The sequence below is a fragment of the Halogeometricum sp. S1BR25-6 genome, assembly GCF_031624495.1.
Taxonomy (GTDB): Archaea; Halobacteriota; Halobacteria; order Halobacteriales; family Haloferacaceae; genus Halogeometricum; species Halogeometricum salsisoli.
Window position 1 is genome coordinate 123,980 of record NZ_JAMQOP010000005.1, and the last position, 26,759, is coordinate 150,738.

General features: G+C 53.6%; 27 protein-coding genes and 2 pseudogenes. 21 read left to right on the top strand and 8 right to left on the bottom strand.

Annotation, left to right across the window (positions count from 1 at the left end; translation table 11 throughout):
- Positions 1–72 precede the first annotated feature (72 nt).
- Both NDI76_RS19705 and NDI76_RS19710 read right to left on the bottom strand, forming a co-directional pair.
- On the bottom strand, positions 73–483 hold the full coding sequence (locus NDI76_RS19705; RefSeq protein ID WP_310925886.1) for a hypothetical protein: 411 nt from the start codon (positions 481–483) through the stop codon (positions 73–75).
- 161 nt (positions 484–644) lie between these two features.
- Entirely contained in the window at positions 645–2,042 is a 1,398-nt protein-coding gene (locus tag NDI76_RS19710) for an ApeA N-terminal domain 1-containing protein (protein ID WP_310925887.1), read from the bottom strand.
- A 902-nt stretch (positions 2,043–2,944) separates the two neighbouring features.
- Between NDI76_RS19710 and NDI76_RS19715 the strand changes: the two genes are divergently transcribed.
- The 13 genes from NDI76_RS19715 to lrp all read left to right on the top strand — a co-directional run bounded on the left by NDI76_RS19715 (position 2,945) and on the right by lrp (position 12,015).
- Positions 2,945–3,361: an SWIM zinc finger family protein gene (locus NDI76_RS19715; RefSeq protein WP_310925888.1), complete on the top strand. Its 417-nt coding sequence runs from the start codon at positions 2,945–2,947 to the stop codon at positions 3,359–3,361.
- Between the two features lie 409 nt (positions 3,362–3,770).
- Positions 3,771–4,715, top strand: coding sequence for a transcription initiation factor IIB (locus NDI76_RS19720; RefSeq protein ID WP_310925889.1), 945 nt, complete (start codon positions 3,771–3,773; stop codon positions 4,713–4,715).
- 191 nt (positions 4,716–4,906) lie between these two features.
- The gene (locus tag NDI76_RS19725; RefSeq protein ID WP_310925890.1) at positions 4,907–5,347 is read left to right on the top strand and encodes a DUF8025 family protein; all 441 of its coding nucleotides are present in this window, start codon (positions 4,907–4,909) and stop codon (positions 5,345–5,347) included.
- Positions 5,348–5,448: 101 nt separating this feature from the next.
- Positions 5,449–5,940: a DUF7995 family protein gene (locus NDI76_RS19730; RefSeq protein WP_310925892.1), complete on the top strand. Its 492-nt coding sequence runs from the start codon at positions 5,449–5,451 to the stop codon at positions 5,938–5,940.
- Positions 5,941–6,131: 191 nt separating this feature from the next.
- On the top strand, positions 6,132–6,413 hold the full coding sequence (locus tag NDI76_RS19735; protein ID WP_310925894.1) for a DUF7389 domain-containing protein: 282 nt from the start codon (positions 6,132–6,134) through the stop codon (positions 6,411–6,413).
- Positions 6,414–6,450: 37 nt separating this feature from the next.
- On the top strand, positions 6,451–7,116 hold the full coding sequence (locus tag NDI76_RS19740; RefSeq protein WP_310925895.1) for an RNA polymerase subunit sigma-70: 666 nt from the start codon (positions 6,451–6,453) through the stop codon (positions 7,114–7,116).
- 1 nt (position 7,117) lies between these two features.
- The gene (locus NDI76_RS19745; protein ID WP_310925896.1) at positions 7,118–7,813 is read left to right on the top strand and encodes a nucleotidyltransferase domain-containing protein; all 696 of its coding nucleotides are present in this window, start codon (positions 7,118–7,120) and stop codon (positions 7,811–7,813) included.
- A 389-nt stretch (positions 7,814–8,202) separates the two neighbouring features.
- Positions 8,203–8,502: a hypothetical protein gene (locus NDI76_RS19750; protein ID WP_310925897.1), complete on the top strand. Its 300-nt coding sequence runs from the start codon at positions 8,203–8,205 to the stop codon at positions 8,500–8,502.
- A gap of 103 nt (positions 8,503–8,605) precedes the next feature.
- Positions 8,606–9,616, top strand: coding sequence for a DUF6610 family protein (locus NDI76_RS19755; protein WP_310925898.1), 1,011 nt, complete (start codon positions 8,606–8,608; stop codon positions 9,614–9,616).
- 69 nt (positions 9,617–9,685) lie between these two features.
- A complete protein-coding gene (locus NDI76_RS19760) occupies positions 9,686–10,033 on the top strand; it encodes a DUF8013 domain-containing protein (protein ID WP_310925899.1) in 348 nt (115 codons plus the stop codon).
- Between the two features lie 87 nt (positions 10,034–10,120).
- Positions 10,121–11,065 (top strand): ArdC-like ssDNA-binding domain-containing protein, encoded by a 945-nt coding sequence (locus NDI76_RS19765; RefSeq protein ID WP_310925900.1) that lies wholly within the window; start codon positions 10,121–10,123, stop codon positions 11,063–11,065.
- 134 nt (positions 11,066–11,199) lie between these two features.
- Positions 11,200–11,373, top strand: coding sequence for a glycine zipper domain-containing protein (locus tag NDI76_RS22835; RefSeq protein WP_484494592.1), 174 nt, complete (start codon positions 11,200–11,202; stop codon positions 11,371–11,373).
- 177 nt (positions 11,374–11,550) lie between these two features.
- The gene (gene lrp, locus NDI76_RS19770; RefSeq protein WP_310925901.1) at positions 11,551–12,015 is read left to right on the top strand and encodes an HTH-type transcriptional regulator Lrp; all 465 of its coding nucleotides are present in this window, start codon (positions 11,551–11,553) and stop codon (positions 12,013–12,015) included.
- A 339-nt stretch (positions 12,016–12,354) separates the two neighbouring features.
- On the opposite strand, the gene NDI76_RS19775 is transcribed toward lrp, so the two are convergent.
- The 3 genes from NDI76_RS19775 to NDI76_RS19785 all read right to left on the bottom strand — a co-directional run bounded on the left by NDI76_RS19775 (position 12,355) and on the right by NDI76_RS19785 (position 15,180).
- Entirely contained in the window at positions 12,355–12,816 is a 462-nt protein-coding gene (locus NDI76_RS19775; protein WP_310925902.1) for a DUF8160 family protein, read from the bottom strand.
- Complete coding sequence (locus NDI76_RS19780) at positions 12,816–13,610, bottom strand: ParA family protein (protein WP_310925903.1); 795 nt, start codon at positions 13,608–13,610, stop codon at positions 12,816–12,818. The genes NDI76_RS19775 and NDI76_RS19780 overlap by 1 nt, the downstream gene beginning before the upstream one ends.
- Positions 13,611–13,953: 343 nt before the next feature.
- Positions 13,954–15,180 (bottom strand): orc1/cdc6 family replication initiation protein, encoded by a 1,227-nt coding sequence (locus NDI76_RS19785; RefSeq protein WP_425498389.1) that lies wholly within the window; start codon positions 15,178–15,180, stop codon positions 13,954–13,956.
- 402 nt (positions 15,181–15,582) lie between these two features.
- Between NDI76_RS19785 and NDI76_RS19790 the strand changes: the two genes are divergently transcribed.
- Both NDI76_RS19790 and NDI76_RS19795 read left to right on the top strand, forming a co-directional pair.
- A complete protein-coding gene (locus NDI76_RS19790) occupies positions 15,583–15,888 on the top strand; it encodes a hypothetical protein (protein WP_310925905.1) in 306 nt (101 codons plus the stop codon).
- A 470-nt stretch (positions 15,889–16,358) separates the two neighbouring features.
- Positions 16,359–17,042 carry a hypothetical protein gene (locus tag NDI76_RS19795; protein ID WP_310925906.1) on the top strand — a complete coding sequence of 228 codons (684 nt, stop codon included), beginning with the start codon at positions 16,359–16,361 and terminating at the stop codon, positions 17,040–17,042.
- Between the two features lie 22 nt (positions 17,043–17,064).
- Here NDI76_RS19795 and NDI76_RS19800 read toward each other — a convergent pair whose 3' ends face one another.
- The 3 genes and pseudogenes from NDI76_RS19800 to NDI76_RS19810 form a co-directional block, all read right to left on the bottom strand.
- Positions 17,065–17,271, bottom strand: a complete 207-nt coding sequence (locus NDI76_RS19800) for a hypothetical protein (RefSeq protein WP_310925907.1) — start codon at positions 17,269–17,271, stop codon at positions 17,065–17,067.
- A 508-nt stretch (positions 17,272–17,779) separates the two neighbouring features.
- Entirely contained in the window at positions 17,780–18,118 is a 339-nt protein-coding gene (locus NDI76_RS19805) for a hypothetical protein (protein ID WP_310925908.1), read from the bottom strand.
- A gap of 315 nt (positions 18,119–18,433) precedes the next feature.
- Positions 18,434–18,807 (bottom strand): annotated as a pseudogene (locus NDI76_RS19810) (transposase); the annotation flags it as partial.
- A 169-nt stretch (positions 18,808–18,976) separates the two neighbouring features.
- On the opposite strand from NDI76_RS19810, the pseudogene NDI76_RS22680 reads away from it, so the two are divergent.
- The 6 genes and pseudogenes from NDI76_RS22680 (at position 18,977) to NDI76_RS19840 (ending at position 26,555) form a co-directional block, all read left to right on the top strand.
- Positions 18,977–19,218, top strand: a pseudogene (locus tag NDI76_RS22680) (AbrB/MazE/SpoVT family DNA-binding domain-containing protein).
- Between the two features lie 39 nt (positions 19,219–19,257).
- Entirely contained in the window at positions 19,258–19,659 is a 402-nt protein-coding gene (locus NDI76_RS22685) for an IclR family transcriptional regulator domain-containing protein (RefSeq protein WP_425498390.1), read from the top strand.
- A 706-nt stretch (positions 19,660–20,365) separates the two neighbouring features.
- Positions 20,366–21,172 (top strand): IclR family transcriptional regulator, encoded by an 807-nt coding sequence (locus NDI76_RS19825; protein ID WP_310925911.1) that lies wholly within the window; start codon positions 20,366–20,368, stop codon positions 21,170–21,172.
- A gap of 514 nt (positions 21,173–21,686) precedes the next feature.
- Positions 21,687–22,886: an iron-containing alcohol dehydrogenase gene (locus tag NDI76_RS19830; protein ID WP_310925912.1), complete on the top strand. Its 1,200-nt coding sequence runs from the start codon at positions 21,687–21,689 to the stop codon at positions 22,884–22,886.
- Positions 22,887–23,162: 276 nt separating this feature from the next.
- Positions 23,163–24,677 carry an aldehyde dehydrogenase family protein gene (locus NDI76_RS19835; protein ID WP_310925914.1) on the top strand — a complete coding sequence of 505 codons (1,515 nt, stop codon included), beginning with the start codon at positions 23,163–23,165 and terminating at the stop codon, positions 24,675–24,677.
- Between the two features lie 270 nt (positions 24,678–24,947).
- Entirely contained in the window at positions 24,948–26,555 is a 1,608-nt protein-coding gene (locus NDI76_RS19840) for a BCCT family transporter (RefSeq protein ID WP_310925915.1), read from the top strand.
- The last annotated feature ends 204 nt before the right edge of the window (positions 26,556–26,759 follow it).

Sequence of the window (26,759 nt, forward strand, 5' to 3'; positions counted from 1 at the left end):
GAGAACGGGGTTAATCGAAGATGTCATCCAGTATCGGGCCGACACTGTCATCGGGGAAGTAGATTCAATCCGTCACTCCGAGTACCGTGACACGAGAGAGTCCAGAAGGGAGTCAACTGTGTCAAGCAGCTTTTCACGGATATCATTGACCAAGTCTGAACCGAAGTGGACGTCGTCGGAGTTGCCCCGTAACGCTCCGATGGTGAACTCGTGGAATTTCTCCCGAATCCGTGAATCACTCATATGGCTCCAATACGCTTCATAGAACCTGAATAGCTCGAACAGAGCGTCAAATTCCATGAACGCGATCTGGATATCATCCACTCCCTCCTGATCTGCGTTCGCTAAATTCTTGCGTATATTTTCGCTCACCCGCTCGAACTGAGCGTGCGTCATCACCTTCTCAAGGGCGTCCTGCGACTGGAGGTTCTCGAACTCCGCGTGTCGAAGCGGCCGGTCGGGCAGGATGTCTTTCAGCGCCATATGTCGCGTTCGGGCGCGAGAGCCATAGTTAACACCCGATTTCAGAGTTCGACGGCGGCCATCGACTCGACGGGATTTGACTCGGTCGATTCTTTGGCTCTACGAACAACTGACCATATCACTACAATTCTCTGATATTTGCCAGCCAGAACTGGATTCCTTTACTTTATTTCGCGATCCCTGTATCGGTCCGACATCTGTTCTACGACATGGTTTTCTGGAATCCCCATCTCTGCTAGTAAGCAGACCTCTACTAACTGTTGAAGCCCCCAGACAAGGTGAATTTGTTCCTTTCCGAGTACTGCTTTGCCCTTCTCATCATAGTGCGTGAGATAGTTCCGAGTATCGACGACAGCCCTCTCTTTACCGATCAAATTCCAATGAAGTTCCCTGAGCGTGCCTTCGTGTTCACTGATTAGTTCACCTAAGCGCTTTCCCAGCGAATACTCATTCGCATGTCTGAATGTTCCTTTTCTCAAATGCGTTGTGAAATCGTTCTTTAGGCCATATCTCTGGCCAAGTTGTCCGTTCAGGAAAGTGATCAGATCCTGGTAAACATCTTCATACTCCTGTTCACTTAGGTAGGTGCCACCTACAGACCGCCGATGATAGGTCTCAAGCGCCTGAGTGAGATTCAGGAGTTTGTTCTGCACATACATCGCTGAGTTGTCCTGTGTTGCGAAATAGAGGTGGAACACCGGTGTCAGAACTTCTGACTTTTCGAACCACGTTTTTAGGATCTCCTCGAAGGAACTGTGAACATCGTCAAGGCGGAATAGAACATTATGCGCTCGCTCTCCATCTGATTGCTTAATATTGGGGCTAGGCTGGTAACTAATCTCAACATCTTTTGATTCATATGGAATATCGACATTTCCGATAAGTTTCCAGATACCGACTGGTTGGGCAAGTGCAAAAGAGAGTAGATCCTGGAGGTTCTGAACGGTTCGCATATACTGGCTAAATGGGACTTGGTTTTTGCGTGGAGTGATTCTCCAGAATACCTCCACTGAGATCTGCCCCAAATCAACTTGCCCCATGTTGGTCGTTGGCTTAGTAGCTATCTCGATCTCTATTCCGTTGATCCTTACTGAAGGTAGATCTGGTTGAGTGTATTCAACTCGTAGGATATCTCCAGGTTTACTTGCTGGAAAAGTAACGTCCGAAAGATTTGTTACTGGTCCAGAGAGATCCGCCCAGTCCGCCAGAAGGGGTTGGTAGACTTCCAAGTCATCAAATGCAGGATTGTTGTTGATGAACGGATATCCCACGAACATTGACTGAGCATGGTACGTTTTTGTTTTCGCCCTCCCGAGGGATCCAGAAGTACTGGATATATTCTTCCTACTACATTGGTGTAACCGAATGGGCTCCGCGTCCGTTGACATTCCGACAATCTGTCTTACTCGGTCAGGTGTTTTGTCAACGAACAGTTCATCCCCTATGTTGAAGAGCTTGACAAGTACTCCATCTTCGGGAGTGAACTCGACTTTTCCGCCGCATTCTTCGCCTTCTTTCCCAGGGATCTGAAATTGTCCTTGAAGTATCTTGTCTTCCATGAATCGTCGGTAGACTATGATGTACCGTCAGTGAAAAAATTCCATGGCTGACAGACAGTTTTCGGATAGAATATCTCACCGGAGTTCCGCTATCGTTCTCGCGCACGAGTATGGGCATGTCGATGTGGAAGAAGTGTACGAAACGCTTCAAACTGGATTGACAGTGTACGATACATACAGCCGGCAGATCGCCTCATGGGTTCGAGACGAGACGTAGAGGTATACGCAGGAGTTGAGATTGCGGGCTCTGCTGAAACCCTCCGTCGCCGAGAGTTTGTTGAGGCCGTGCTGAATACAGAGCGCGTATCGGTCACTTGTTCTCGCTGTTACCGATAGAGTGTCTGATTAGCAGATGGCGGTGACAGGCCGATAGACAACCATCTGATTCAACTACCGATACTGTTTTGCGACAGTCAAGATATTTTTACAAACAAGTGAGTCAAATGGGAAGAGGAGAACGTCAAACATGAGTCTTCAGCCGAAAACACTTCGGAGAATTGGTCTTGTAGTGGGGCTATGTGGGCTCCCCTTGTTTCTCATTGGTGTCGGTACTGCAGTTGATTATCTGTGTTGCCAATCTCACCCTGTTCCTGCCACGGTTGCGTTCTCGTTGAAAATCGAATTTACAGTGGCCGGTGTCGTTCTCATGCTCACTGGACTTGGACTCGTTTTGTTACCGCCACTACCGTCTTCGTGAATCATTCCGTTTGGTAGTATGACCACGAAACCACACGCTGAATACACTCTCTGTAGTCAGCACGCGACACTTGTCAGCTTCTGAGTATTTCAACAGAGATAGATTCGGGTACTGTAGTCGAAGTGCCCCACAAAGCATCAGCATCGGTATGAGTATATCGGCGCTGTGAGCCGTGCAGCGCCGCGTACAAGCGCTGGACTCACCGATGGATCAACTACTACCCGCAGATTTCGAGCCGACGAGTCGCGTGTTGAAACGAGCACAGTACGAAGCCTTCGCGTTCTCAGTTCTCGACGGTGACATCCGAGTTCGTAACGAGAGCCACGAGAACCCAGCAAACCACGAGTACCGCGTTAGCGTCGTCGACGGTATTCCAGCTACTTGTGAATGCCCCGCCGACGCTGCGTATGAAGGCCCGTGCAAACACCGAGTCGCTATCGCGATTCGGTCCCGGATTCTCGAGCTCGTGACGAAGGTGCAAGTCGTGGCAGACGGCGGAACCACGGCTAACGACCGATGCGAACCTGCTGAATCGGATCAGTGTGACTGCGATAAACTTGACGACGAATTTCCTTGCTGGAACTGTGTTCGGACTGGTCGGAAGACGCTTCCTGAGAAGTAGCCGACGTAGCGCTGTTCGATGTCTATTTTGTACAACTTGTCTTCCGCTGAATCAGCCAATCAGTAGGGCTTGTGTATTCAGAGAGAAACACTGTCTCCGTCCGATGGAATATGTTGCCGTCCGCAGTTTGAACACCGATAAACTGACCGCCAACCTCCGCCGGTCTCAAATCGCCTCACATAGGACTCAATTGCCCCACATTCAGGACACTTGGTGGGAAGAGTAGAAGCCCCGTTCATTGGCTGTCTGTACGAATTGTACTGGTAAGTAACCTTCCTGTACTGAGCGATCCCCAATCAAAATCTAACAGCAGCTGAGAAGCCCAACAGTGCTACACCAGTACGTCCGCGGTAGTTTTTCTGCCCCCTGAAGGGTGCGGGGTACAGACAACGTGCCTCGCTGATGACCGATGGCAACGAGAAACATCTACGAGAACGGTTTCGACGAAGACGTACCGACAGACAATCCGACAGCGTGCCCGGAGTGCAACGGGCGAGTCAGAACGAACTCAATAGAGACAGCATGTGAAGACTGCGGACTCGTAATTGAGGAGCAACGAATCGACCACGGACCGGAGTGGCGGACGTTCGACGACGATGAGTCCTCCAGTAAACGAACAGGTGCTCCGCTCACCGTTGCACGTCACGATCGCGGTCTTTCGACCGAAATCGGACGCTGGCAAGACGCGGGTGGAACCCAGCTCTCAGCACGAAAGCGCCGACAGCTCGGCCGACTACGCCGAGAACAGCGCCGGGGGCGGTGGCGATCGAAAAGCGAGCGGAATCTCGCACACGGCTTGGGCGAAGTTCGTCGGATCGCAAGTGCGCTGGGGCTCTCAGAGACCGTTCGTGATCAGGCCTGCCAGCTCTTCAGAAGCGCCAAGCGCGAAGACCTCCTCAGGGGTCGGTCGATCGAAGCGATCGCCGCAGCGAGCGTGTACAGCGCGTGTCGGTGCAACAACTCGAGAGTGACGCGGGACGAGGTCGCTGAACGAGCACAGGTCGAGCGAAGTAGAGTCGTGAACGCCTACAAGACGCTGAATACAGAGCTCGGACTGCCGGTCAACCCGGTTACACCGCAGTCGCTCATCCCGCGGCTCGGTTCGGAGCTGGCGGTCGAGGATGCTGTCCGGCGGCGAGCACTCGAACTCACAGAGCTGGCGCACGGTTCAGCCATCGCAAACGGGCGTCAGCCAGCAGGGGTTGCTGGGGCTTGTCTCTACATCGCCTCCCGAGAGAACGGGCAGAGGCTCAGACAAACTGACATCGCGAAAGTGGCTGGAACGACTGCAGCGACGCTCCGTGCCCGACGGGATGAACTTTCTGCAATGATCGATTCAGAAGCCTCAGTGTAGAGATCGGCATCAACAACGAATCATTCTTAACCAACATCATAGGGATATCCTATACGCTGTTGGTTAAACTAGGCGTATCGGGCAAACAGGGATTACGAATCAAGGAGCAATTGAAATCAGTCTTCTACAGGATGTAGTGAGTTGTTTTTCTGGGGCTGAATGACTGAGCCCACTCAGGGCTTCGTGATTCAATGTCTGAGCATCCATCATCAGATCCGTTTGAAGACTGTGAGCTACGTCCCGACGCGATTCTCGGTACACGCATTTTCGAGGATGTCCTCTTCACAGACGAGACAGAAACGCCCGTGAATGTGTTGACTGGCGAGACCCCTGAACATTCACGAGCGAGCGTCGACGAAGCTCGAGCCTTCGCCGCGGGCATCGACAGTGATACACCGCACATTGCGCTTCCGGCATCAGTTGAAGCACAAGTCGAAACAGCAAGTAAACCGTATACAGCTGCTGCTTTCTTCCACTTCAAAGCGACCGGGTCGCTCAAGCGACATCGCGCATACCAAGCCGCCCACAACTCGGACACGTTCTCGGTTGAGTTCGAGGCCGATTACGAGAGCGGGGACTTGACGATTAGCGTCGAGGAGGAAGACCGCCAGTCGGAGTTCGAGAACGCATAGCCAGCATCGTCAGTACTATTTTTTGAGCGCCGGCGATGGGTGCCGGCGCAAGCCGGGGCGAAAGAGAACACCCGGAGCGTTGGCGTAGCGAGGTATTTGAGATGCACATGGTCATTTACGCGCTGGTAGAGGCATCGACACAAGATGACGCAGTGGCCACCGGAAGGACGGTGTTTAACCGACTGGTCGGTTCGGACCCGCATTCCTGCGCCGTATTTGATTACTATGTCACGTTTGACGAGGGAGGCACGACAGTCGCAGGCAAAGCGCAGTGGGGCGATCTTCCGACCGCGGTCCCTGTTGACTCCGACAAGGGCCAAGACTTGCTCGACCGTGGCTGGGAGGCGACGAAGCAGGAGTTCGAGCGCAATCTCGACCGAGTCAAGGAGGCCATCGACGAACTCTCCGACGAGGAGATTATGCGCGATGAGGACCTCGCCCGGCATGCGTTCCATCAGGTCGGCGCCTACGACGGGCCGTCGGTGTTCCTGTACAACGAGTACGCAAACGGCATTCGCCACCGCGGGCAGCTGGATCGGATGGTCGAGGAGAGCGAAGAGCTCTGGATCGTACCCGCAGACGTCCACTTCTGACAGATGCCGCCAATCACCAATCGGACACAGGAGAGTCGCACACCGTCACTCGCGTACCGAGACACATCTGCGGGACAGTGAGATGGCCTGTTACAGGCTACACGATAACCACAGGACGGCGTCTGATAGAATCGTGTTTTTTACCCTCGGGAAGGGTGCGAGGGCATTCCGATAGTCCTCGTGGAGAGAGCATGTCTGATTCGAAGCAACCAGCCACTGACTCGTCAGAACCGGCAGTGAACGGAGATCAAACGGAGCGAACAGAGTACGTGGAGCGGAGTGATGTCGGCGTCTCGCTTAGTGTGAAACTCAAGCGTGGAAGCGGGACGCGAGATGAAGACCAGATCAAAGCGAAGGTGAAGGCAAAGACGCTCGAAGACGCCCGGCGAGACATGGACGCACTACGAGAGTACATCCACAACCTCGCCGAGGACGTTCGCCAAATCCAGCCAACAGACCCACACGAAGAGTAATTCTTTTGAATGTTGCACAGAATTGTGTAATCATAGGATGTACGAAGTATGTGGTGAGAAGGAACTCAAGGTCATCCTCGCGCTCGACCCAGGAGATTCCATCTCCGCCGTCGCGCGGAAAATCGACGAGAACCGGGAGACGATTCGGCGCGTCGTGAATCGTCTTGAGGAGGCGGGATACGTTGCGTGCGATAATGGCCTCCACCTCGTCGATCAAACGCTCCGAGACGCCGGTCTCAAGTTCCTGACGGCGGCAGCAGCCACCTCGCCACCATCGATTTCAGAAGCGTATGTCCTCCCGCAGTTTGCCGGCATGGACTACGCGTTCACTGCCATCGATGCGGTCTACGTCTGGACCCGCGGTGGCTACCAAGTCGCTCGCGACCCGACAGACTATCCGCTGTTCATCGCTGTCCACGAGTCCGACCTCGACGCCTGGACGGCGTTCTTTGACCGATTCGGAATCCCGACTACAGAGGAGCGCCAGCCCGCTGACGACCTCGATGGCGCCATTCAGGTCGTTCTGGAACCACGGTCACAGATCGATACCGAGATAGTCGACGGACGGCCCGTCATCCCGCTTCAAGATACCGTGGCGTTCGCAAACGAGTATTACGCGACCTTCGAGTCGGCACTCGATATGCTTGGACGGATGTACGACGACGTCGACACTGACGCAGCCTACCGCATGGAGCCAGCCTGAAATGAGCCAGGAAGACCGAAGCGAGGCACTCATCGAAGTGCTCGAAGAGTTGGAGCAGTCAGATATCGGATTCGTCCTCGTTGGAGGCTACGCAATCAGTCAGTTCGAGACGCGGTTCTCGACCGATCTTGACCTCGTCATCGCCCCAAACGACTACGATGAAGTCATTGCCTTTCTCGAAGCACGCGGCTTCGAACGACAGGCCGATCTCGAAGTTCCCCCAGAAGAGACCATCTATAATCGGGAGATCGAACTCTTTGAGCGTACTGAGGGGCTTCCTCACCCGGTCGGCGTAGACATTCTCGTGAACGGCCTCGGCTGTCGACAGACCGAAGTAGAGTGGTCGTTCAACTATCTGCGCAAGTATAGTTCCCCGACGACGATTTCAGGCGGGACTCGGTCAACGACGGCACGAGCAGCCGACGGGGAAGTACTCGTCGCGGCTAAACTCCATAGTGGTCGGAAAACGGATCTCGCTGATGTCCTCGCTGCCATTCCGTCGATCGACCTTGACATGGTCGAGACGCATCTGCATCGCGGCGATGCTGATGCCCTTCGGGAACAGCTCAATAAGGCACAAGCGTTCATCGAAGAGGGCGGACTAGATCACCGATTCAAGAGTATGTTCGGTCAGTCATCAGCCTCGGCGGAGGATATCGAGACGTTTCTCGAGTTTCTTAAGCGGCAACAGGAGTGAGATAGCGCTCACTGTGACAGCAACAACGGCAGTATCTGTGAGTGGCCGTCGTCGAAGTTGAGCTAGAAAGGGTGAGCAGGTACTGTTTGTCGTCGCCTTGAGAGCGCGGAGGCGAATGCCAGTGAGTGACTCGTTAGATCAGTCTGTAGAATCGGGTAACATCAGAACAGCGTCTCGAACGACCGAACACGTACCTCATCATGCTGGGATCGTGACGATCAACGACATAGAAACGCTTCGAGCGTATGTTGTCTACGAGAATGCGAACAGGGATGGGTTCTGATACTCCGACGAATCGAACATCGGGCACAAGAAATCCGCTCACAAGAGAGTGAGTCCGCTCGTAACCGTCGTTTTTCGGAGCCTCCAGTGGGTGGAGGCTCCATCAGATGAGCGACCGACCCAAGATTGAGATTCAACGACAGACCGTGTTCGGAGACGATGGCCAACTCGAAGTAACCGAGACGAACATTGAAACGTCACTTGAGGACTTCGGCGCAGACGTCGACCATCGTGATCGAGACTCGCGGCTTGATCGACCCGAAGCGAGTGAGTTCGGGGTCGATGACCGACCAGAAGTAACGCAGTCCTCATCAGGAGATCAGTCTACGCTCTTCGCGGATACGGACGCCGACCAACAGACGCTCACTGGTGAGGAAGCAGCCATGCAGTGTCTCTTTGAGAGTTAACCAACAGGTAGCTCTGTTTCCTACAGTCGTTGGTTAAGCTCAGAGGAGTTTGTCGTGCCCCTCGAAGCACTGCTGGGCACCGGAGCCTCGCAGGAGACCCCTCATGGCCATTCACGACGAAACAAAACCAGTTAGCAACAGCTCTACACAGACATACACTGGCGCCCGTCAGGCAGCATACGTGGCGTTCCTTCATCGAGTTCCGTTTGCACTCGATGCATTGTCCCTCGGCTTTCTTCCCGGCTTTCGCGAGGACTGTACGTATCAGCAGTCGCAGTTTGATACCCTCGAGTGTCCAGTTGGAATGCTCGACAACGATTTTCGGAATCCCGACCTCGAACGGTACGTCGACCGGGCCCTCAAGTATGAACCCGACGTGGGAATCATCGGTGACGCCTACGACACTGCGGAAGCACAATCGTACGTCGACACGATTCGAGACCTCCACGGGAGTCTGCCCGAGACGGAGTTCATCATCGTTCCGAAATGCCGTGCCGCCATCGAAGCGATTCCCGACGATATCGTGCTTGGCTACTCACGAGGGTACGCAGAGACACTTGCTCACGAATTCTCCGATCCCGTCGATTGGCGGGGCCGTCGCGTCCACATCCTCGGTGGCAGCCCACCCAAACAACTCGAAGTCATAGAGCAACTCACCCAGCCAACGCTGACAGGTGATCCGCCAGCCGACATCGTCGGCCTCGACTGGAATGGTCTGCATCGCGGCGCGCAGTTCGGCGAGTTCTGGACAACTGAGGGCTGGGACGATAGTGGTCGCGACGTTGATCATGTTACGGTCCGGAAGACGGTTCGACATAGCCTCAGCAGGCTCAAAGAATTCTGGCAGGCCCAGGGCGTCTGGCCCGACTCGACACCGCAAACAGATGTAGCCGAACTCAGCTATTCTGGGCCCACACCAAGCGATATCGAGAGCGCGGCGTGTTCCAAGTGCAGTACGAATGTGTGGACGACGGAGCGTGGTCCATACGTTACCGAATACGATACGGGTGATGTCTGTGGGTACTGCAGCTACGACTGCTACTTCTCACATCGGCACCAGAACAATCTCGAGGAAATTGCCGGCGAGCAGAGCGTCTACATCCCGTCTTCGTGACGCCATGTTCTGTTTTTCACGCCCCGAAGGATGAGGGCTCAAACGAGAGTCCTCAAAGCAGGTGATTTTGTGAGTCAACAACAGCGTCCGAACGATGTCTCGATCGATGCGATTCCAGTCGATATCGCGAACACCCAATCCGGTGAAGTCAAGTCCACTGATGTTCCCGACGAAATTCGGTCGATTACTCATGGACTCGCGAGTGAACAGCCACCAACGAATCCGCTAGTTGTACTGAAAGCGGCTCGGTGGTGGTACATCCACGGAAAGGGTGGAACCGACCCTGCGTTCCGGTGGGCCATCGAGTGGACACGGCACCTTGCGACAGACACGTCTAGCGACGTGAAACAGTTTGATGAATTTCTCACGTATCTCGTCGCGGTCGGCTTCGCTGATGAGAAAGCAGCCCTCCGGTGACTGTCGGCGCGAGTTTGTTATGCGCCCCAAGGGGTGCGGCGCAATCTGAACTGACGCAGTCGCCGTGAACTCGATTTGGTGAATTCAATGGCTATGACTAGTGATTCATCGGTCTCGTTCGAGGAGACCGATACCCGACGCGACGAGATGCACAGTACTATCAAAGCGTGGATCGACGACCTCGTTGACCACGTCAACGATGCACAAGCAAGTGAAGAATTCCAAGAGTGGCTAGATGTCCAGAGTCGGTTCCACGACTATTCGCACCGAAATACGCTGCTCATCAAACGCCAGTGTCCCGAGGCAACGAAGGTCGCAGGCTACAACACCTGGCGGAACGAGTTTGATCGGCACGTCCAGGAAGGGGAAAGCGCGATCTGGATCTGGGCCCCGATCATCACCACGCGATGTCCCGAATGCGAAAATTCGCCTAGCTACCACGAGAAAATCGGGTGTGAGTACGAGGAGACACCATCCGAAGAGTGGTCGAAAGGCCTCGTTGGGTTCAAACCAGCACCAGTCTTCGACGTCTCCCAGACCGAAGGCGAGCCATTTTCCAAACTCGACACGGAAGCGACCGGGGACGCCGGCAATCTCGTCGGTCGACTGACCGACGCGGCGGATGAGCTCGGTGTGACGGGTCGGATCGTCGACGCTGACGACTGGGACCATGGCGGCGCGAAGGGCGTCTGCAAGCAACGAAATCTCCACGACCTCCAGCCAGTTGTCGAAGCGAAAGCCCGAGCAAATCAGGCAGATCTCGCTGTCACATTGATCCACGAGTACGCTCACGCACTGCTCCATTTCGATATCGAGGGCGAACTCGAACGGGCAAAACGCGAGGTCGAAGCTGAGGCCGTCGCGTACATCGTCGGTCGCTATCTCGGGCTCGACACAAGTGGATCTGCGTTCTATCTCGCTGCGTGGCAAGGCGACGACTCCGAGATGATTCAAGAGCGCCTCGGTCGTATCAGTTCCACCGCTCAGGAAATTATCGGCACAGTCATAGAGAGCCGCAAAGCGATTTTCTAGTTAACCAACATCCGAAGAAACCGGTACTCTTTGTTGGTTAACGGTCGCTGTGAGGATGGTCTCTTCACGCAGATTTCGTCCTGAGATTACAGATAGACAGTGAACTTACCACCTCAACGGTCGCGTAATAGTACATGGACAAGGAGAATGAGACAGCATCAAGCGGAAAAAACATGGGGACAGGGATGGCGATTGGAATCCCGATCGGAGTCGCTATCGGTTCTGCGACTGATAATCTCGGACTCTGGATCGCGCTCGGGGTGGCACTTGGTGCTGCAATTGGAGCCGGATTGAGTAACCGGAAGTAGAGACGTACGTTCTGATTGAGTAATGTGCTCTACTCCGTAGTCCTATACGTTAGCTGACGTTGACTGCTATAGATGGGGCTTGACAACGCATATAATGGATTTTTGATGATTTCACCGAGGTTCGAACGGGAGTAATTGTACAAGCGTTAAGTTCCGGTGCGAAAACAACTAGAGGCTATGGCATACGAAAATCTTGACAAACAGCTCATCAACGCGCTTATTGGGAATGGACGAGCGAGTCTGCGAAGTCTCTCTGAAGAGCTAGATGTCTCAGTGACGACGGTCTCGAATCACATTAGCGATCTCGAAGATGAGGGGGTAATTAGCGGGTATACGCCGATTCTGAACTATGACGAGCTTGGGTACGAAGTGACCGCCGTGCTGCAGCTCAAAGTGGAGGGGCAAGCGCTCTCGGATGTGGTGACACGACTACAGGGACACAAACAGATAACAACCGTCTACGAAACGACGGGTGAATTCGACATTATCGGTATTGGCTCATTTCGTGACACAGAGGACGTTAACCAGACAATCAAGCAGCTACTGAACGATGCGACTGTCCGGCAGTCCTCAACTGCGATCATACTAAACAAACCAGTAGAGAATCAGCAATTCGAGCTTGACGTTGAGTCATCGAACTGAGTATATTGCCAGATTTTGCTGCACAGGTATAAACTATTGCTACGATACCCAATTCGAATTATATAGCAACGGAGAGCTTACCCAAAGAAGTCGCGTACTCGCTCAACCGACCGCTGAATATTCCCGTACATCCGCTTATACACGCGAATGAGACCGACCATCGACTTCTCGTTCAAGTCCTCGATGAGAAAAATCATCGGGGAGCCCCCAGTACGGATCCGGTAAGTATTGAATTTGCTACCGGAGACCTGCTTACACGGGCAGGTCTTCAACGCCGTAGACGACGCTACTGACACCACTAAGTAAGACTTAGTCAACGCGAGGATGTGGCTTTGAGACCTACTCAAGTTCCAGTTCTTCGCGCAGCTGATCGCTCTCTAACCCTGCTTTGAACACTGCATTGAAGAACTCTTTATTCTTTGTCAGTTCATCGCCGTGAACCCGGAAATACTCTGAGTCCAGATCCTTGAATGTCGCCACCATATCCCGGTAGATATCCTCGTACAGATAGACGTTCACGTTATGAAGGTCGCGGACAGCGAACCCTTTCCGCTCAGCATCAATACTCATTTGCCGTACTGTGTTCCCTTCTGCTGTATCTGACGTATCCTCTTTGTCTGTGATATCTTCCGTATCTGCTTTTTCTTCAATATCTGATTCATCTTGAGTATCTTTTATATCGTATGCGTCTTCTGTATCTGATGTATCTGAATTGTCTTCGGCTTCTGAGCTCGCACCCGTAGAACGCACCTCGCTCATATTCCACGTCTCCTGCTTCCGATCCTCTAAATCGTCACTCATTACGCCTTCACCTCTTCAGCAGCTAACTCACGGGCAATACTCAGGTACGATTCACGGGCGTCATCCACCTTTGCCGGATCATCATGCTGGAAAATCGAGACACCGTTGTTCCACGCTCGACGAATCGCTACACGCTCTGGAATCTGGAACACTGGGTACGGAGCATCGTTGAAGAATTCCAGCATCTCCTTCGTATCGTTATTCGGCGTACCCTCGACCGAGTTCACTACGATACCTCGGACACGTATCTGATCTATCTGACCAGGGAAACTGGACTCTAAGTAGCTGATTTCCTCGTTCATTTTCTCAATCGCACGGATACTACGGCGAGTCGGTTCAACTGGAATCAGCAGATTTTCAGCTGCTAGCAAAGCGTTGTCGAGAATCTGCGAGAGATCAGGCGGACAGTCGATAATGATGAAGTCGTAATCCGTGTCAAGCTCGTCTAAAGCGATCTTCAACCGCATCTCGCTGTTTGCCACTTGGGTTAGCAGCATATCTTTCAATGCATCCATCGACTTGTTCGCTGGGATAATGTCAAACTCCTCGTGGTGCTGGATGATATCGTTGATTTCGCTGGTTCTCGACGGGTCCACCATCACCTGATGCAGTGACGGAATTTTCTGACTGTACAAGTCACGGAACCCGACGCCTTCAGTTGCCGTGCCTTGTGGATCAGCGTCGACGAGCAGTACTTTGTGCCCTAACTCGTTCAACGCCCCGGACAAATTGATACTGGTCGTTGTCTTCCCCACGCCTCCAGCCTGATTGCTGATGGCCAATATCTGAGTCATGTGTCTTCTGTATCTGACGTATCTTATTACGGTCGCATAAATGTATGTCAGACATCTACTGTACCAACTGTATCTGACCTATCTTCTGTATCTGATATAGGGAATGAGCTATGTCTGAACCTTCCGAACGGCTGCGTCAAGATGGTTCTCGTAGATATACTTTAACAGAACCGCATCAGAATACGCATGAAATCTCGGGTTTCGTCCTAGATACTGTATGTTGGGGGAGCATCCCGCCCACTCACTTAACCACCAAGTCCACACCAGTCCGATCCAATTAGGTTCCTCCAGAAAGGAAGGGAGACACCACCATTTCCTGAGAAATAAGTCAACCAAGGATCAGCTACGTTAGTCCTTCTCGGTCTGCCGCAGATTCTAACATCTCCGGGATATCCTCTAAACGACTGATCTCACTCAACACAGCCAGCACCGAACCTAAATCCACATTCAGCTCGTATTCATAGTAGCTACCGCCGTGGAATCCATCATTCCGTTCAGCAACTGTTAGAAAACCATGCAGCGACAACTCGCTCAGATGATCGCGGATACGACGCTCACCAAGAGCATCAGCAGAAATACGGTCAGCATAGTTCTGGTACCGTTCGTAGATTTCTTGCGTCCGAACAGGAGCAACCTCCGTAATCTCGAAAGCCGAAACACTGCACAGCACCAGATGCCCCTGAGTCGTCAACTCCCGCATCCCATCCTCTAACTGATCACGCTCTAACTCCTTCTGAGCGCTGCGAATATGCTTCTCCTCAACCGTCGAAGCCTCATTAGATCGAGCCAATTCCCCTGCCTTATGCAGAAGCCGAAGACCTTGACGAGCACTCCCAGAGTCTTGAGCAGAAAAAGCCGCCGCCAACGGAATCACCTCATCATTCAAGACCCCGTCGTGGAAAGCTTTCTCGGCTCTATCACCGAGGATCGACGTTAACTCATTCGCATCGTACGGCGGGAAATGGATTTCCTCTTCACATAATGTGTCCTTCACCTTCGGAGAGAGCTGGTCGCGAAACGTGAAGTCATTCGAGATACCGATGATACCGGGCCAGACATCGTCGACATAACCATTGCTCTCAGCGCGCGGCAGCTCATACAGGATATCATCGTTCCCTCCAATGTTGTCGATCTCGTCGAGGACGATTAAGACAGTTCCACCAAGTTCGTCCAGTTCATCGTAAAGCATGTTGAACACGTCCTGTTGCGGATAGCCGGTGGTGGAGACACGGCTGTCCGGTCCTCGCAACTGGTTCAACAGGTTGACTGCGACCTGGTAGCTGCTGGAGATGTTGTTACAGGGTTGCTTGATCACAGTCAAGTCAATACCGTATTCTCCGGCGTCTTCCTGCAGATGATCGAGCAAATAGTTTGTCGCAACCGTCTTCCCGACACCGGTTTTCCCGTAGAGAAAAATATTCTTAGGCGGTGCCCCGTTGATCACCGGTTGCAACGCATTCCGGTACTTTTTGAGTTCGTTATCTCGCTCTTGGATCTGCTCCGGTTGGTAGTTCTCACGTAAGGGATACTCGTCCGAGAAGATGTTCTCGTCCGGAGTAAACATCGCCATCTTAACTCATGGACACGTATCGACGTGTGATAAAGACCGGGGGTTCCTGAGTGTCCGGAGCGTCCTCGGTTTCCTGAGACCGCCAGATTTTTATACTATATCCCGACTCAGCGGTCCCTGTCAGACACCACTATTTCCTGAGCCCTAGATCAAAAGGGGAGGCCAATCTAGGAACACGCAATACTATAACTCACAGAAAACTTTATCATAACTCACATACAACCATAGCCGCAAACCACCTAGGTAGAGCAGTTTGTTTATAGAGTTCTAGAAGTAAAACGTGGTTTTCAAGCGGTACAGCCGGTTTCGTGAGTGGGCTCGGGAAATGGTGGTGTCTCTCTGTACCTGGATCAACCGGTAGGCTTAACCAACAATCCGCCGTCGAGTTAACCAACAGCGAGTATGCAGGACGTACCTGACGACATCGAAGCCCGGCTTGAGGAACTGACTCCCCGGCAACTGGACCAGGTCTCACGACTAGCTGAGCGACTGGCTGAGGATCAACGACGTGAACAAAGGACCAGGGAGAAAGAAGAACGAAACGATGAGGGACGGACGGATATTCGAGGAGACAACCTTCCGGACAGCGTCCCTGGTAAAGCAACTTTGACGAAGAAGAGAATCAACACCAATGAGTATTGGTACTGGCAGTGGCGGGACGGAGAGAAAATCCGCTCACAATACAAGGGACCTGTTGACAGCAGCTGACGAATCGCTGACTAATATTCTAAGAACCATTTGATACTGGAGAATGGTTCAAATAACACCGACAGAGCGTCCCGTTACACACTCTTGTTTCAACTCTCCCGACTATCTATCGCTGTCCCATGCTTATGGAGTCCGTAGTAGCGCCGCTTTCCGACCCTACAGTAAGGCGCTACGTGGCCGATGCTCCGGTTTCAGTGTTGTCCGAGGGCTCTTAGTCCAACAGTCCGGCGACCTCTGAGGTCGTACGCGCGTACGTTGTAAAGTTCCCTTTCTGTAGAGGACAAGGACAGTCAGACCGACGCTGTGGTGTCGACCACGTGCGTTGGGAGACCACCGACATCAGTTTACAACGAATAAACATTCACAGACGCATGCGCAAGCAGATTCGCCGCTGCCTGAGGTGTGATTCAGGATTCCTACTATCCCTCAAATGGAGATAGATTTACTATCCCCGAGTAGGGAATAGGAATATGGATTCAAACCTCGCGGCATACGTCACGGATATCGCACCACGGAAGAAGCAGGTAGAGTGGAATCAGAAAGGCATTCACCGAGTACTCAAAAAGTGGTCACGAACCCACTCGGAATGGTATGAGGTGGTGACCTCAGAAGATAGCGGTGCAGGTGCTGCAGTCGGGTACAACATCTACCCGAATCAACAAGGGAAGTACGGATACGATACAGGCCACCACTTTACGCCTAATCTCGACCCCCAGTTCATAGAACGAGAAGATAGTGAGGAATTGTGTGTATGGTTCTATAACGCATGGATGCGAGAAATAGTCGGTATCATCAGCGAGGAGCAAGAACGGTCACTGTTCTCTCCGAAAGAGTTCGCGACGTTACTCGCTCATCGGAGCCCGTACCAGAGTGAACAGCGTGCTGCTGACGCCCTCGCAGTTACAGTTGGGACATACCGGGGAAAAGTTGGGCGTGTGAAAGAGAAGATCGAGATAGCCGAGGCCACACTTGCTATTGACTCCGCTGTTGACCTTGATCGAGACAAATGGACTGATGTTTCCTACTCCGCCGCCCTCTCCGTCATCGACCGCGTTTCAGAAGACCGCCTTCCGATTGAAACAGTCCAACGCATCTCAATGTCTGGGATGACCCTTGACGATTTCCCCGTAGATGAATTGATACGCAACGAATAAACGCAAGGTTGTGTTGTCGCTGCTACTCGCTCTGTTTGTGCTGCTGCACTCGCACAACGTTTTCCTCATACGCGCGGTCGGAGTCGAACAGCGGGTCATCGGGGAACGCGCCCTCCCCAGCCGGAGGTTCGACCCGCGGGATTTCAGCGGACGTGACGGTGTTGCGAACGGTGTCACGCCATTCGTTGAGTTCGTCGGCGTTCGCGAGCCCGCGAAGTTCCTCCAACACCGGACGGGCGTCCTCCAGCGCTTCGTCGTAACTGTTGGCCCACTCCAGTAGGGTGTCGAGTGCGTCCTCAAGGTCCGCACCGTTGACGGCGGCCCGGATGGCGTTCTCGACCTCTTCCTCCCACTGGTCGCGCGCCTCCTCGTTTTTCTCGTCCAGCAGGTCATCGACGTAGGGTTCGACGCCCTCGCGAACGATGCGTCTGAACTCGTGGGGCTGTGCTTCTAGGGCGTTCAGTTCGGTCGTTCCGACACCGCGGCGTCGCTCCCAGTCGTTAACGAGCGTATTGTACGCCCGACCGCCGGTCCCCGTGTGCGCGGACTCCTCGATGACCGTGTAGTGTTACTGGTCGCGATAGCCGGACATCTCTCGCTGTGCGGTGACGTACAGGTGTCCCTGCCCTGCGGGTATCTCGTCGCCCGTGGCGGCGCACGTCTCCCGCTTCGGCGCTCCGCGCTTCGCGACGGTCTTGACCTCCTATCCGCTATCGGCGTCGTGCTGCGGCGGTGTCTTACCGAGGTGCCACGGGTGGCTCATCGGCCCTCCCGGGCGTTGCGCCGTCCTCGACGCTGTCCCCGCCGCTGTCGGCGAGACGGCCGGAGAGACGGTCACCGAACGACTCGTCGTAGCGGAGCGCTTCCGCGAGGTCGTTCAGAGCCTCCCACTTCGTCTGGCCGGACCCCTCTTTCCCGGTGGCTTCGTCGGTCGCCACGACCCGCTCACCGCCGAGCGTGACGCGGATAGTATCTGATTCGGTGTCTTTCGGGTCTGAACCCGGGGATGCTGGCGTGGGCATCGGTACGGATGAGGGTACAGCGACGGCCCCATAAAACCACTTGTCTTTACTCATCTACACGTAAGTGGGGCTCCACTCTTGCTCGTTATTACAGAGAACGCCTCTGCCTACCAAATATGGCATTTCTACGTCTCAAACCTACCCAGTAAACTACATACTGCTATACTAATAGTGCGTGCTGGAAGTTGAGACTACACTGGGTTCAGCGAGGTTGTAATGCATGAATTGGTGCGATTCAGTCAACGGAAACTAGCTCAGATCTCACTCCAAGTGATAATTCTTGTCATACCTCCAATCGTAAGACGGTTTTTCGAGATATCCAACAGTGTAGCCACTCAGACGGCGCGCTGACCCAGGCAGAATGTCTTTCTATCGGATTCCAGTCTCCTTCTTCAGCAGCGTCAGTGTATTTTCTGCCGTCACCATCGGCGAGCGCTCGTACTCACCAGTCAACTCAACCTGGACGAGCAAATCGACGGCTCGCCAGATCGAGTACACAGACACGCGAACGCGAAGTAGAAGAACCGCAACCCGAAATCCTTCGACGTCGTAGCCGTCATGAACCGTTTGATCGACCTGTAGCCACTTTCGATTTCCCACTGGTAGCCGTACTCCGTGAGGTGTCCACTTTCCCAATTCGTTATGAACACCGAATACTGCCGGTGATCCGTGTGTTCGGAGTTTTCCTTTCGTCGATAGACCAACGTCGTGTTGTGCCACTCATTCTCTCCGAGATCGAGTTTCGATCAGTTTCCTACTGATCCTTTCCCAGTAGAGACTTATATCGTTCAAGAGTGCTGCAACACTTCGGTTTTCGGCCTTCGCTATCGAACAGCATTGAGGAACGGTAGCGACAAGACTGATCCAATTACCGGGGTAATTGTTATTCGTGCCGAGCGAATATGCTGAAGTATGAGCACCGGAGACGCCGAGACGACGGTGAACAAGAGCTACTCAGTCACGATCCCGGCGGACGTTCGAAAAAGCTCGACCTCGAGCCAGGCGACCGTCTCCGCTGGACAACCGACGATGAGGGGAGACCCGTCACCGAGATCGTTCGCGAGCGCTACGGCGCGTTCGACGACTTCGACCCCGTCGACGTGGGTGAAGAGACGAACGCCGTCGACCTCGTCGACGAACACGGGTCCGGGTAGGATGGCGGACACTCGTCGACGCCAACATCATCGTTGGCTATGCGCTCAAGCGTGACCAGTTCCACGAGCAAGGAAGAGAGATCGTCCGGGCGATGGATCACGGTGATCTACCACTCGGCCAGGTCACGAACTACGTTCTCCCCGAGATTCTCCACCCAGTCGCGACCTCCGCGGACCGAAAACACGGTGACCGACCGCGAGACCCTCTTCGAGGAACTCGAAGAGGTCCGAGAGCGCGGTGTCAGTTTCGAGTGCGGAGAGTACAAGACCGGAATGCAGACCATCTCGTCCCCGATACTGGACGACACCGGACAGGTTCTCGGCGGGTTGAGCGTGTTGGGCCCCGCACACCGGTTGAAAGAGCCGGAGGTAGAAGCGGAACTCCAGGACAAGTTGCTCTCCTCTGTGAACATCATCGAACTCAACTACAACGCTCGCTGAGGTGCTCTCTCTCGACTTCGATGAGCGGTCTTTGACAGCGACTGTCGATGTGTGACTCGGATGTTTCCGTTGGTACCGGTTTCCGAAGGCTACTCCGAATATTGTTCTATAGTGTGGAACGGGTGTACTATCCAGGTTTTCGGCGTCGGTACCTAGACGTTACAATACTAACTATGTAATCCAAGCGGCTGAATCAGAGCGTCGGAGACGTCAACGATACTGGGAGGTCGAAGTGGGTCCGCTGTTCCGTTCAAGTTCTGCATCTCGGCCGTAAATCGCCATATCTTTACAATCATAGTATTGTATCTAAGATGCGGAAGAGAAACTGTTTGCCCTAGTTGTACGAGATACCGTTATCAAAAAGAGTCGGGCAAGAACTAATGAGGGGCATGCGGATATTTTGTGCTATCCACTAATATACGATCCGATCCTCAGTAAGGGAACTACAAGTATGCTACGATTTTGGAGTTTTCTATCGTGTCAAGAGCCTATCTCGGCCGACCGGAACCAACTAATGACCATCTCTAATGGTTAGAACGGCTATTTCGCATGCATGAACGATTAGGTGTGTCGCCCACCGTGGATGGACGACTGAAGTGGCAATGAAGGGGTTGGCGCCTCCACCGGTAGTTATTATATTGGGGAGGGTTGGTTGGCGTTTCGATTTGAGAAACATTTAACATATGGGCGTGTGGTTTGTAATCGCATGGTGGGTAACACAGAGAGCCCGACGCTGAAAACGACTGTTCGATCGCTGGAGTTGGTTGACCGAATTCACGAGTGCGGTGGTGCAGGACTTCCACAGTTAGCCGAGGACTTGTCACTCGCGAAGAGTACAGTGTACAAACATGTTATGACTCTCCATGAATGCGGTTATTTGGTCAAAGAAGATGAGCAGTACCATGTCGGACCGAAGTTCCTCAATCTTGGTGAACACGCCCGAAGCCGGAAGTCGGGATACCAGTTCGCAGACGATGCAGTTAGAGAGTTAACGGAGGCGACCGATGAGGAAGCCGATTTCGTGATCGAGGACCACGGTCGTATCATTACAATCTCGGAATCGTACCACAAGTGGGTGAAGTATCCTGGTGAAGACGAGTCGGACCGCTACCGTGCACGAACAGGGACCTACTATCCGATGCACGCTACGGCCTCCGGGAAAGTGATCCTCGCCGAACTTCCCCAAGCCCGCGTCGAAGCGATACTTGACCAGTGGGGACTGTCGGCGAAAACGGATAGCACGATCACTGAGCGTCAGGACCTATTTGAGGAACTTGAGCGGATTGAGGACCAAGGATACGCTATCGATGACGAAGAGTTCACAGACGGATTGCGGAGTATTGGTATGATAGTAACTCAACCGAACGGCGCTCACATCGGAGCAATGAGTGTCTCGGGGCCAAGCTATCGGATGACAGATGGGGTCCTCACACAGGAAATCCTCCCAGCACTCGAGCAGATCGTCGAATCCTTCGAGGATCGGTTGGCAGATGGGCGCAGCGACGGTTCATAGCGTCCGCACGGACTATACGATACGTTGAAGAGAGGGCATCGAAAATCGATGTCGAGATCGAACTATGCCTTATCCTCAGAGACGGTCTTCATTCGTGACTTCGATCTGATTACCGTCAGTGCTTAGAGGGCATTCACATACTCGAAATGCATCCCGTTTACGTATTCGAAACGCATCAGACTCAAATCTAGTTCGCCGGCTACTCTTGACCGTTCGATTGCCACAAGTACGCCTCACAATCGGAGCGTCTTGGTTATCTCTCGAACGGACAGCGAAGCTGACTGCCTGGTTCGGATACCGGCTCCTTTGATCAGGAGGACTATCCGGAAACTCATGTAGCCAATCACAGAAAATTCACATTGTGATGACCAGGCATCAGTTTTATATGCTGGAGTCCAGAACCTCTGCGTGGGATGACAGAGAACGACTCCCATGGCGATCAGGGAATGTTCGTGTACAGCGCAGCTAGAGTCTCAACAAACACTTCCAGCAAAGAACGCGGTGGTGAGCGCCGATGAGTCTTGGAGAGTACACGTTTGATTTCCCAATCAGGGTCGAATTCGGCACCGGAACTAGCGAGAATATCGGCTCAGTTGTTAATTCACAGGGATGGCGAAAGGCACTGATCGTCACGGACCAAGGAATCCTTGATGCCGGACTGGTCGACGGAATAAAAACGTCGCTCGCGGCTGAAGGTATTGAACACGTTACCTACGATGGGGTAGAACCAAATCCGACGGTCGGTATGGTTGATGAAGCGACCGAAATGCTGGAGAGCGAGGGATGTGATTTCATCGTCTCCGTCGGCGGTGGGAGTTCGATCGACGTCGGAAAGGGGGCCTCGCTGATGGCAACCAATCCGGGCAAACTCGTCGATTACGAGGTTACGTCTGCCGAGGAGGTGATGGAAGAACCGATCGAGAACGATCCGCTTCCATTAGTCACGGTCCCGACGACCGCCGGAACGGGCAGTGAGGTCGACTACTGGGCAGTTATCACCGACGAGGAACGCGAGTTCAAGATGGCTCTCGGTCAGTCACCGTTGTACCCAAACGGACCGTATCTCGGTGCCGAGGTTTCGCTAGTCGACCCTGCCTTGACGGCTACGTTACCGCCGAGACAGACTGCTGCAACCGGCTTCGACGCTTTCTCTCACGCCCTCGAGAATCACGTGTCGTCTGCTTGTCCACCTATTGTCAAACCACTAACTAGAGATATTATGGGTCTCGTCTCAGACTATCTCCCGACAGCTTACGAGGACGGAGAGATGGAGGCGCGAGAACAGATGATGTTCGGCTCTCACCTCGCAGGTATCTGTGAGAACTTCGCCGGATTCGGTGCGATTCATTCGCTGGCCGAGACTACCGGTGGGATGTATCCCGAGATTCCGCACGGTGAAGCCATCGCCGCATACACGCCCGCTGTGATGCGGTACAATATCGAAGCTGTTCCCGGCCGATACGCAGAGGTTGCGGAGGCGATGGGTCTGGACGTGTCGGGACTGTCCGACGAGGAAGCTGCTCTGGAAGCAGTGGACGCTGTGGAGGAACTCATTAATAGGGTTGACCTCCCTGCGAGCCTCCATGATCTCGGCGTCGCGGAAGAAGATCTCCCGGAAATCGCCGAAAAATCGCTGAATACGATCGAGATCCATGACAATCCACGGGACGCAGACGCCGACGATCTCCTGAACGTCGCTCGTGATGCGTATTGAGTACCGCGAAGTACGGTTGCCCAAATAATCTGACCCCACTCCCGATCGGTTCGGCTGCCTACGCCCCTCATCGATAGACCCCACAATCCTCTTTCGAGTGAGATAGGAGTGCGTTCGACCGATCGACTCTATTTCTCGTTCTGGAGGCAAGTCATTCGAGCATTGTCAGCGAAAGAGCTTGAATAACTCAGCGGGTGGTAATTCCACCGCTCTATCTTGGCATCGACAGATCCGTCCGAAAATATATGGGGAACGGTAACAAACTGCTTTCTGTAAATGGTGTCTGAGACCTTCGGTAGCCAGTTGCAGGAGAATCATGCAGAAGCAAGAGAGCGAGTTAGAGATATCAGCGAGTTCGATTCGTGGATAAACGGGGCCGGACATACAACCGACAAGACGATCGAAACGATTGACCCCGTTACCGCCGACCCGATTACGACAGTCCCGCGTTGTAGCTTGACGGACATCGATACGGCAGTCGATGCTGCGTGGAGAGCGTTCGACGAAGAGTGGTCAGACACGACCCCCGCCGAACGATCCCGACTGTTATCCGAGTGGATTGACGTACTCCGGGACCACATCGACGAACTGTCGCTGTTGGAGTGCATAGACACTGGAAAACCGATTTCCCAAGCACGGGGGGAGGTCGAAGGTGCCATCGGAACGCTGGAACACTATGCGTCGACCTGCCGGAACCTAGATGGGAGACAGGTATCCACGTCCGAAGATCTGCACCTCTACACGCGCAAGGAGCCATACGGAGTGGTCGGACAAATTACGCCGTGGAACTTCCCGATCTGGGCGGCAGCGTGGAAACTCGGACCTGCGCTCGGGACGGGGAACACAACCGTGCTCAAGCCCTCGGCGAAGGCTCCACTGACGACGATCCGCATCGCAGAGCTATCTGAGGGTATCTTCCCGGACGGTGTTGTCAACGTCGTGACCGGGACTGGATCAGACGTCGGCGGAGCGCTGACCGAGCATGACCGCGTCCGTAAACTCTCCTTTACCGGGAGCGTCGGCGTTGGACAACAAGTGATGAAGGCGGCCGCCGAAAACGTCGCCCCCGTCACATTGGAACTGGGTGGAAAATCCCCGTTCATAGTGTTCCCAGACGCTGATCTGGAGAAAGCGGTTACCGCCGTCGCGGACGGTATTTTCTATAGTACGGGGGAGATCTGTGATGGGTTCTCTCGAGCATTAGTTCACGAGAGCGTCCACGACGAGTTTGTCGATCGGTTCGTCGAAAAGGCCGAGTCCTATACACTCGGGGATCCGCTCGATGAAGAGACAACGATGGGGCCACTAACTACCGAGTCCCAGTACGAGACGGTCATGGAATACATCGAAGCGGGTAAGAGCGAGGGTGCGACGCTGTTGACAGGTGGCGGATCACCGGATGACGCTGATCTTCAGGATGGCTGGTTCATCGAGCCGACGGTGTTCGATGATGTTGAGAACGATATGCGTATCGCGCTGGAGGAGATTTTCGGTCCCGTTCAGACGATCAATACGTTTTCTAGCTACGACGAAGCCATCGAACTTGCGAACGACACCGAATTCGGTCTCGCAGCCGGTATCGCCACCGAGAAAACATCTCTGGTCCACAACGCGGCTGCGGACCTCGAAGCGGGGCTCGTGTACGTCAACGAGTACGGGCCGATTCTGCCACAAGCCCCGTACGGTGGGTTCAAAGCGTCGGGCATCGGGAAAGATCTAGGGACAGAGGTGCTAGATCACTACCAGCAGACGAAATCTGTCTACGTCAATCTCGATGAACCGGAACTGTGAGTGATACACCTCACGAGAGACCATCCCCTGACGTATCGTCGGGGAACCGCTACATACTCTGATGTAGCCAAGTATATCTCCTCTTTCACAGCTGCCCTTCCGGGGTATTTACTGGCTACTGGCTACGGTTCTGCTTCTTTCTCATTGAACCTCCCCAATCTATAAGTGTCAGCCTGTTTCAAGAGAAGGTGGGTTGGTAGTACATACCATGACAGCAATCCTGAAACGCGAAGTGAGTACCAAGTTGGTTAGTTCTACGAACGGGGAACCATGAGATTCTGGCACATTTTCGGATTAGAACGTGCAGATAACGATGAGAAACTTCTGTTCTTCATGACAGGGGGACTTCTGTTGGCGTTAGCGGTCGTTGGAATTGTGAATCCGCAGGGTCTCAACAGCACACTCAACGGGGCCTTCGGATGGGTACTCACTTACTTCGGCTGGTGGTTCATGCTGCTTGGATTCATATTACTCGCCTTCTCGACCTTCATGGTCTTCTCACGCTACGGCAATATTCGGATCGGTGGACAAGACGCTGAACCGGAATTCGACGTATTCTCGTGGCTCGCAATGGTGTTCACGGTCGGATATAGTGGTTCCATCATCATCTGGGGTGTCGGTGAGCCAATTTCGATCGTTACTAATCCACCTCCACAGCCGCTTCCCGTTGGAGGGGTTTCGATTGAATCACTTGCGCTCGCATTCATGTTCATCCACGAGGTATTCCCAGGGCTCGCTATGTGGTATCCACCGTTTGCGTTAGCGTTTGGGTTGATAATCTATACGCGCGGGACGGACTCGTATAAGTTTAGTTCGATGCTGAAAGTATTCCTTGACGATGACCGGTATAAGCCTCTTTACTGGGCGGTCGATTTAGCTGCATTAGTCGCCATTATCGGCGGTGTCGCAGCAGCGATCGGTTTTTCTGCACAGGTATTTTCTGCGCTTGTCAATACCGTGTTCGGGCTTCCGCCAACGATGCTCACGTACGCCCTGTTCGGTGTTCTTGGCTTAGTCTTCCTCGGCGATGTCTGGTTGGGACTGCGAAAGGGAATTCGTAATGCGGCCCGGATTACGGTCGTTCTCATGCTGATTACGTTCGCACTTCTTCTCGTCGTCGGCCCCACTCTGTTTATAGCTAATATCGGACTCGATGCCGGTGGCGTCTGGTTAGGTAATATATTCCGACTCTCCCTGTATACCGCACCGACGGCCGAATCTAACTGGGCACACCAATGGACGAGCTTCTGGTGGGCGTGGTGGGCCGCTTGGGGCCTGTTCGTCGGCAGTTTCGTTGCTCGCGTCTCGAAAGGACGGACTATCCGCGAGACGTTCGCTTGCCTCGTGGTCATTCCCGGCGTACTGCTCTGGCTGCAGCACTCTATCGTCGGTGGATGGGTACTTGCACCAGGATACATCGAGCCGGTCAGTAATGCACTGAGCAGCGGTGGTATCCCGAACGCACTCGCGATTGCGGTCACCCTGACACCGCTCGCCCCTGTCTTAGGAGCTTTACTCATGTTAGTGATCGCGGGATACGTCGTTACGTCGTTGGACTCGGCTGTGTACATTCTCTCCTCGATAACACTCGGTAACGAAGATCCCAATGCGCGAAACCGAGCATGGTGGGGTGTTCTACTCGCGTTCCTCGGCGTGATGACCTTAGAACTCCCAGTGTTCGATGCGATGCAAGCGTTTCCCACGGTACTTGCGCTTCCGTTCACCCTCTTTCTCTTGGCGATCGCGTACGCAAGCTACGTCGCAGCCCGCGATTACTACAAAGAAGAATTCGCGACAACGGAAGAGGATACGCTCATCACGAGTACAAAGACAGAGACCAATAGTCCGCTTTCACAGGGGCAAGACGACGATGACTAGACTGTTGCTCTGATTTGAGAAGAGAGCATAGTATTCGATGTGTCGAGACTGTCGACCTATTTGTTCACATTGAGATATCCGATGGTCTATTCTGTATCGTTCGCCGGCTCAAGCGCCCAACGTTCGGAGTGAAACAGAATGAGGAATATTGTTATTTGGACACGATCTAGTTAAGGTGCGAGCAGGTCGAAGAGCTAGTGCTTC

What these genes read in the sequence shown, in the direction of transcription:
- NDI76_RS19705 (WP_310925886.1), bottom strand. Translation starts at nt 483, where the DNA reads ATGGCGCTGAAAGACATCCTGCCCGACCGGCCGCTTCGACACGCGGAG.
- NDI76_RS19710 (WP_310925887.1), bottom strand. Translation starts at nt 2,042, where the DNA reads ATGGAAGACAAGATACTTCAAGGACAATTTCAGATCCCTGGGAAAGAA.
- NDI76_RS19715 (WP_310925888.1), top strand. Translation starts at nt 2,945, where the DNA reads ATGGATCAACTACTACCCGCAGATTTCGAGCCGACGAGTCGCGTGTTG.
- NDI76_RS19720 (WP_310925889.1), top strand. Translation starts at nt 3,771, where the DNA reads ATGGCAACGAGAAACATCTACGAGAACGGTTTCGACGAAGACGTACCG.
- NDI76_RS19725 (WP_310925890.1), top strand. Translation starts at nt 4,907, where the DNA reads ATGTCTGAGCATCCATCATCAGATCCGTTTGAAGACTGTGAGCTACGT.
- NDI76_RS19730 (WP_310925892.1), top strand. Translation starts at nt 5,449, where the DNA reads ATGCACATGGTCATTTACGCGCTGGTAGAGGCATCGACACAAGATGAC.
- NDI76_RS19735 (WP_310925894.1), top strand. Translation starts at nt 6,132, where the DNA reads ATGTCTGATTCGAAGCAACCAGCCACTGACTCGTCAGAACCGGCAGTG.
- NDI76_RS19740 (WP_310925895.1), top strand. Translation starts at nt 6,451, where the DNA reads ATGTACGAAGTATGTGGTGAGAAGGAACTCAAGGTCATCCTCGCGCTC.
- NDI76_RS19745 (WP_310925896.1), top strand. Translation starts at nt 7,118, where the DNA reads ATGAGCCAGGAAGACCGAAGCGAGGCACTCATCGAAGTGCTCGAAGAG.
- NDI76_RS19750 (WP_310925897.1), top strand. Translation starts at nt 8,203, where the DNA reads ATGAGCGACCGACCCAAGATTGAGATTCAACGACAGACCGTGTTCGGA.
- NDI76_RS19755 (WP_310925898.1), top strand. Translation starts at nt 8,606, where the DNA reads ATGGCCATTCACGACGAAACAAAACCAGTTAGCAACAGCTCTACACAG.
- NDI76_RS19765 (WP_310925900.1), top strand. Translation starts at nt 10,121, where the DNA reads ATGGCTATGACTAGTGATTCATCGGTCTCGTTCGAGGAGACCGATACC.
- NDI76_RS22835 (WP_484494592.1), top strand. Translation starts at nt 11,200, where the DNA reads ATGGACAAGGAGAATGAGACAGCATCAAGCGGAAAAAACATGGGGACA.
- lrp (WP_310925901.1), top strand. Translation starts at nt 11,551, where the DNA reads ATGGCATACGAAAATCTTGACAAACAGCTCATCAACGCGCTTATTGGG.
- NDI76_RS19775 (WP_310925902.1), bottom strand. Translation starts at nt 12,816, where the DNA reads ATGAGTGACGATTTAGAGGATCGGAAGCAGGAGACGTGGAATATGAGC.
- NDI76_RS19780 (WP_310925903.1), bottom strand. Translation starts at nt 13,610, where the DNA reads ATGACTCAGATATTGGCCATCAGCAATCAGGCTGGAGGCGTGGGGAAG.
- NDI76_RS19785 (WP_425498389.1), bottom strand. Translation starts at nt 15,180, where the DNA reads ATGGCGATGTTTACTCCGGACGAGAACATCTTCTCGGACGAGTATCCC.
- NDI76_RS19790 (WP_310925905.1), top strand. Translation starts at nt 15,583, where the DNA reads ATGCAGGACGTACCTGACGACATCGAAGCCCGGCTTGAGGAACTGACT.
- NDI76_RS19795 (WP_310925906.1), top strand. Translation starts at nt 16,359, where the DNA reads ATGGATTCAAACCTCGCGGCATACGTCACGGATATCGCACCACGGAAG.
- NDI76_RS19805 (WP_310925908.1), bottom strand. Translation starts at nt 18,118, where the DNA reads ATGAGTAAAGACAAGTGGTTTTATGGGGCCGTCGCTGTACCCTCATCC.
- NDI76_RS22685 (WP_425498390.1), top strand. Translation starts at nt 19,258, where the DNA reads ATGCGCTCAAGCGTGACCAGTTCCACGAGCAAGGAAGAGAGATCGTCC.
- NDI76_RS19825 (WP_310925911.1), top strand. Translation starts at nt 20,366, where the DNA reads ATGGTGGGTAACACAGAGAGCCCGACGCTGAAAACGACTGTTCGATCG.
- NDI76_RS19830 (WP_310925912.1), top strand. Translation starts at nt 21,687, where the DNA reads ATGAGTCTTGGAGAGTACACGTTTGATTTCCCAATCAGGGTCGAATTC.
- NDI76_RS19835 (WP_310925914.1), top strand. Translation starts at nt 23,163, where the DNA reads ATGGTGTCTGAGACCTTCGGTAGCCAGTTGCAGGAGAATCATGCAGAA.
- NDI76_RS19840 (WP_310925915.1), top strand. Translation starts at nt 24,948, where the DNA reads ATGAGATTCTGGCACATTTTCGGATTAGAACGTGCAGATAACGATGAG.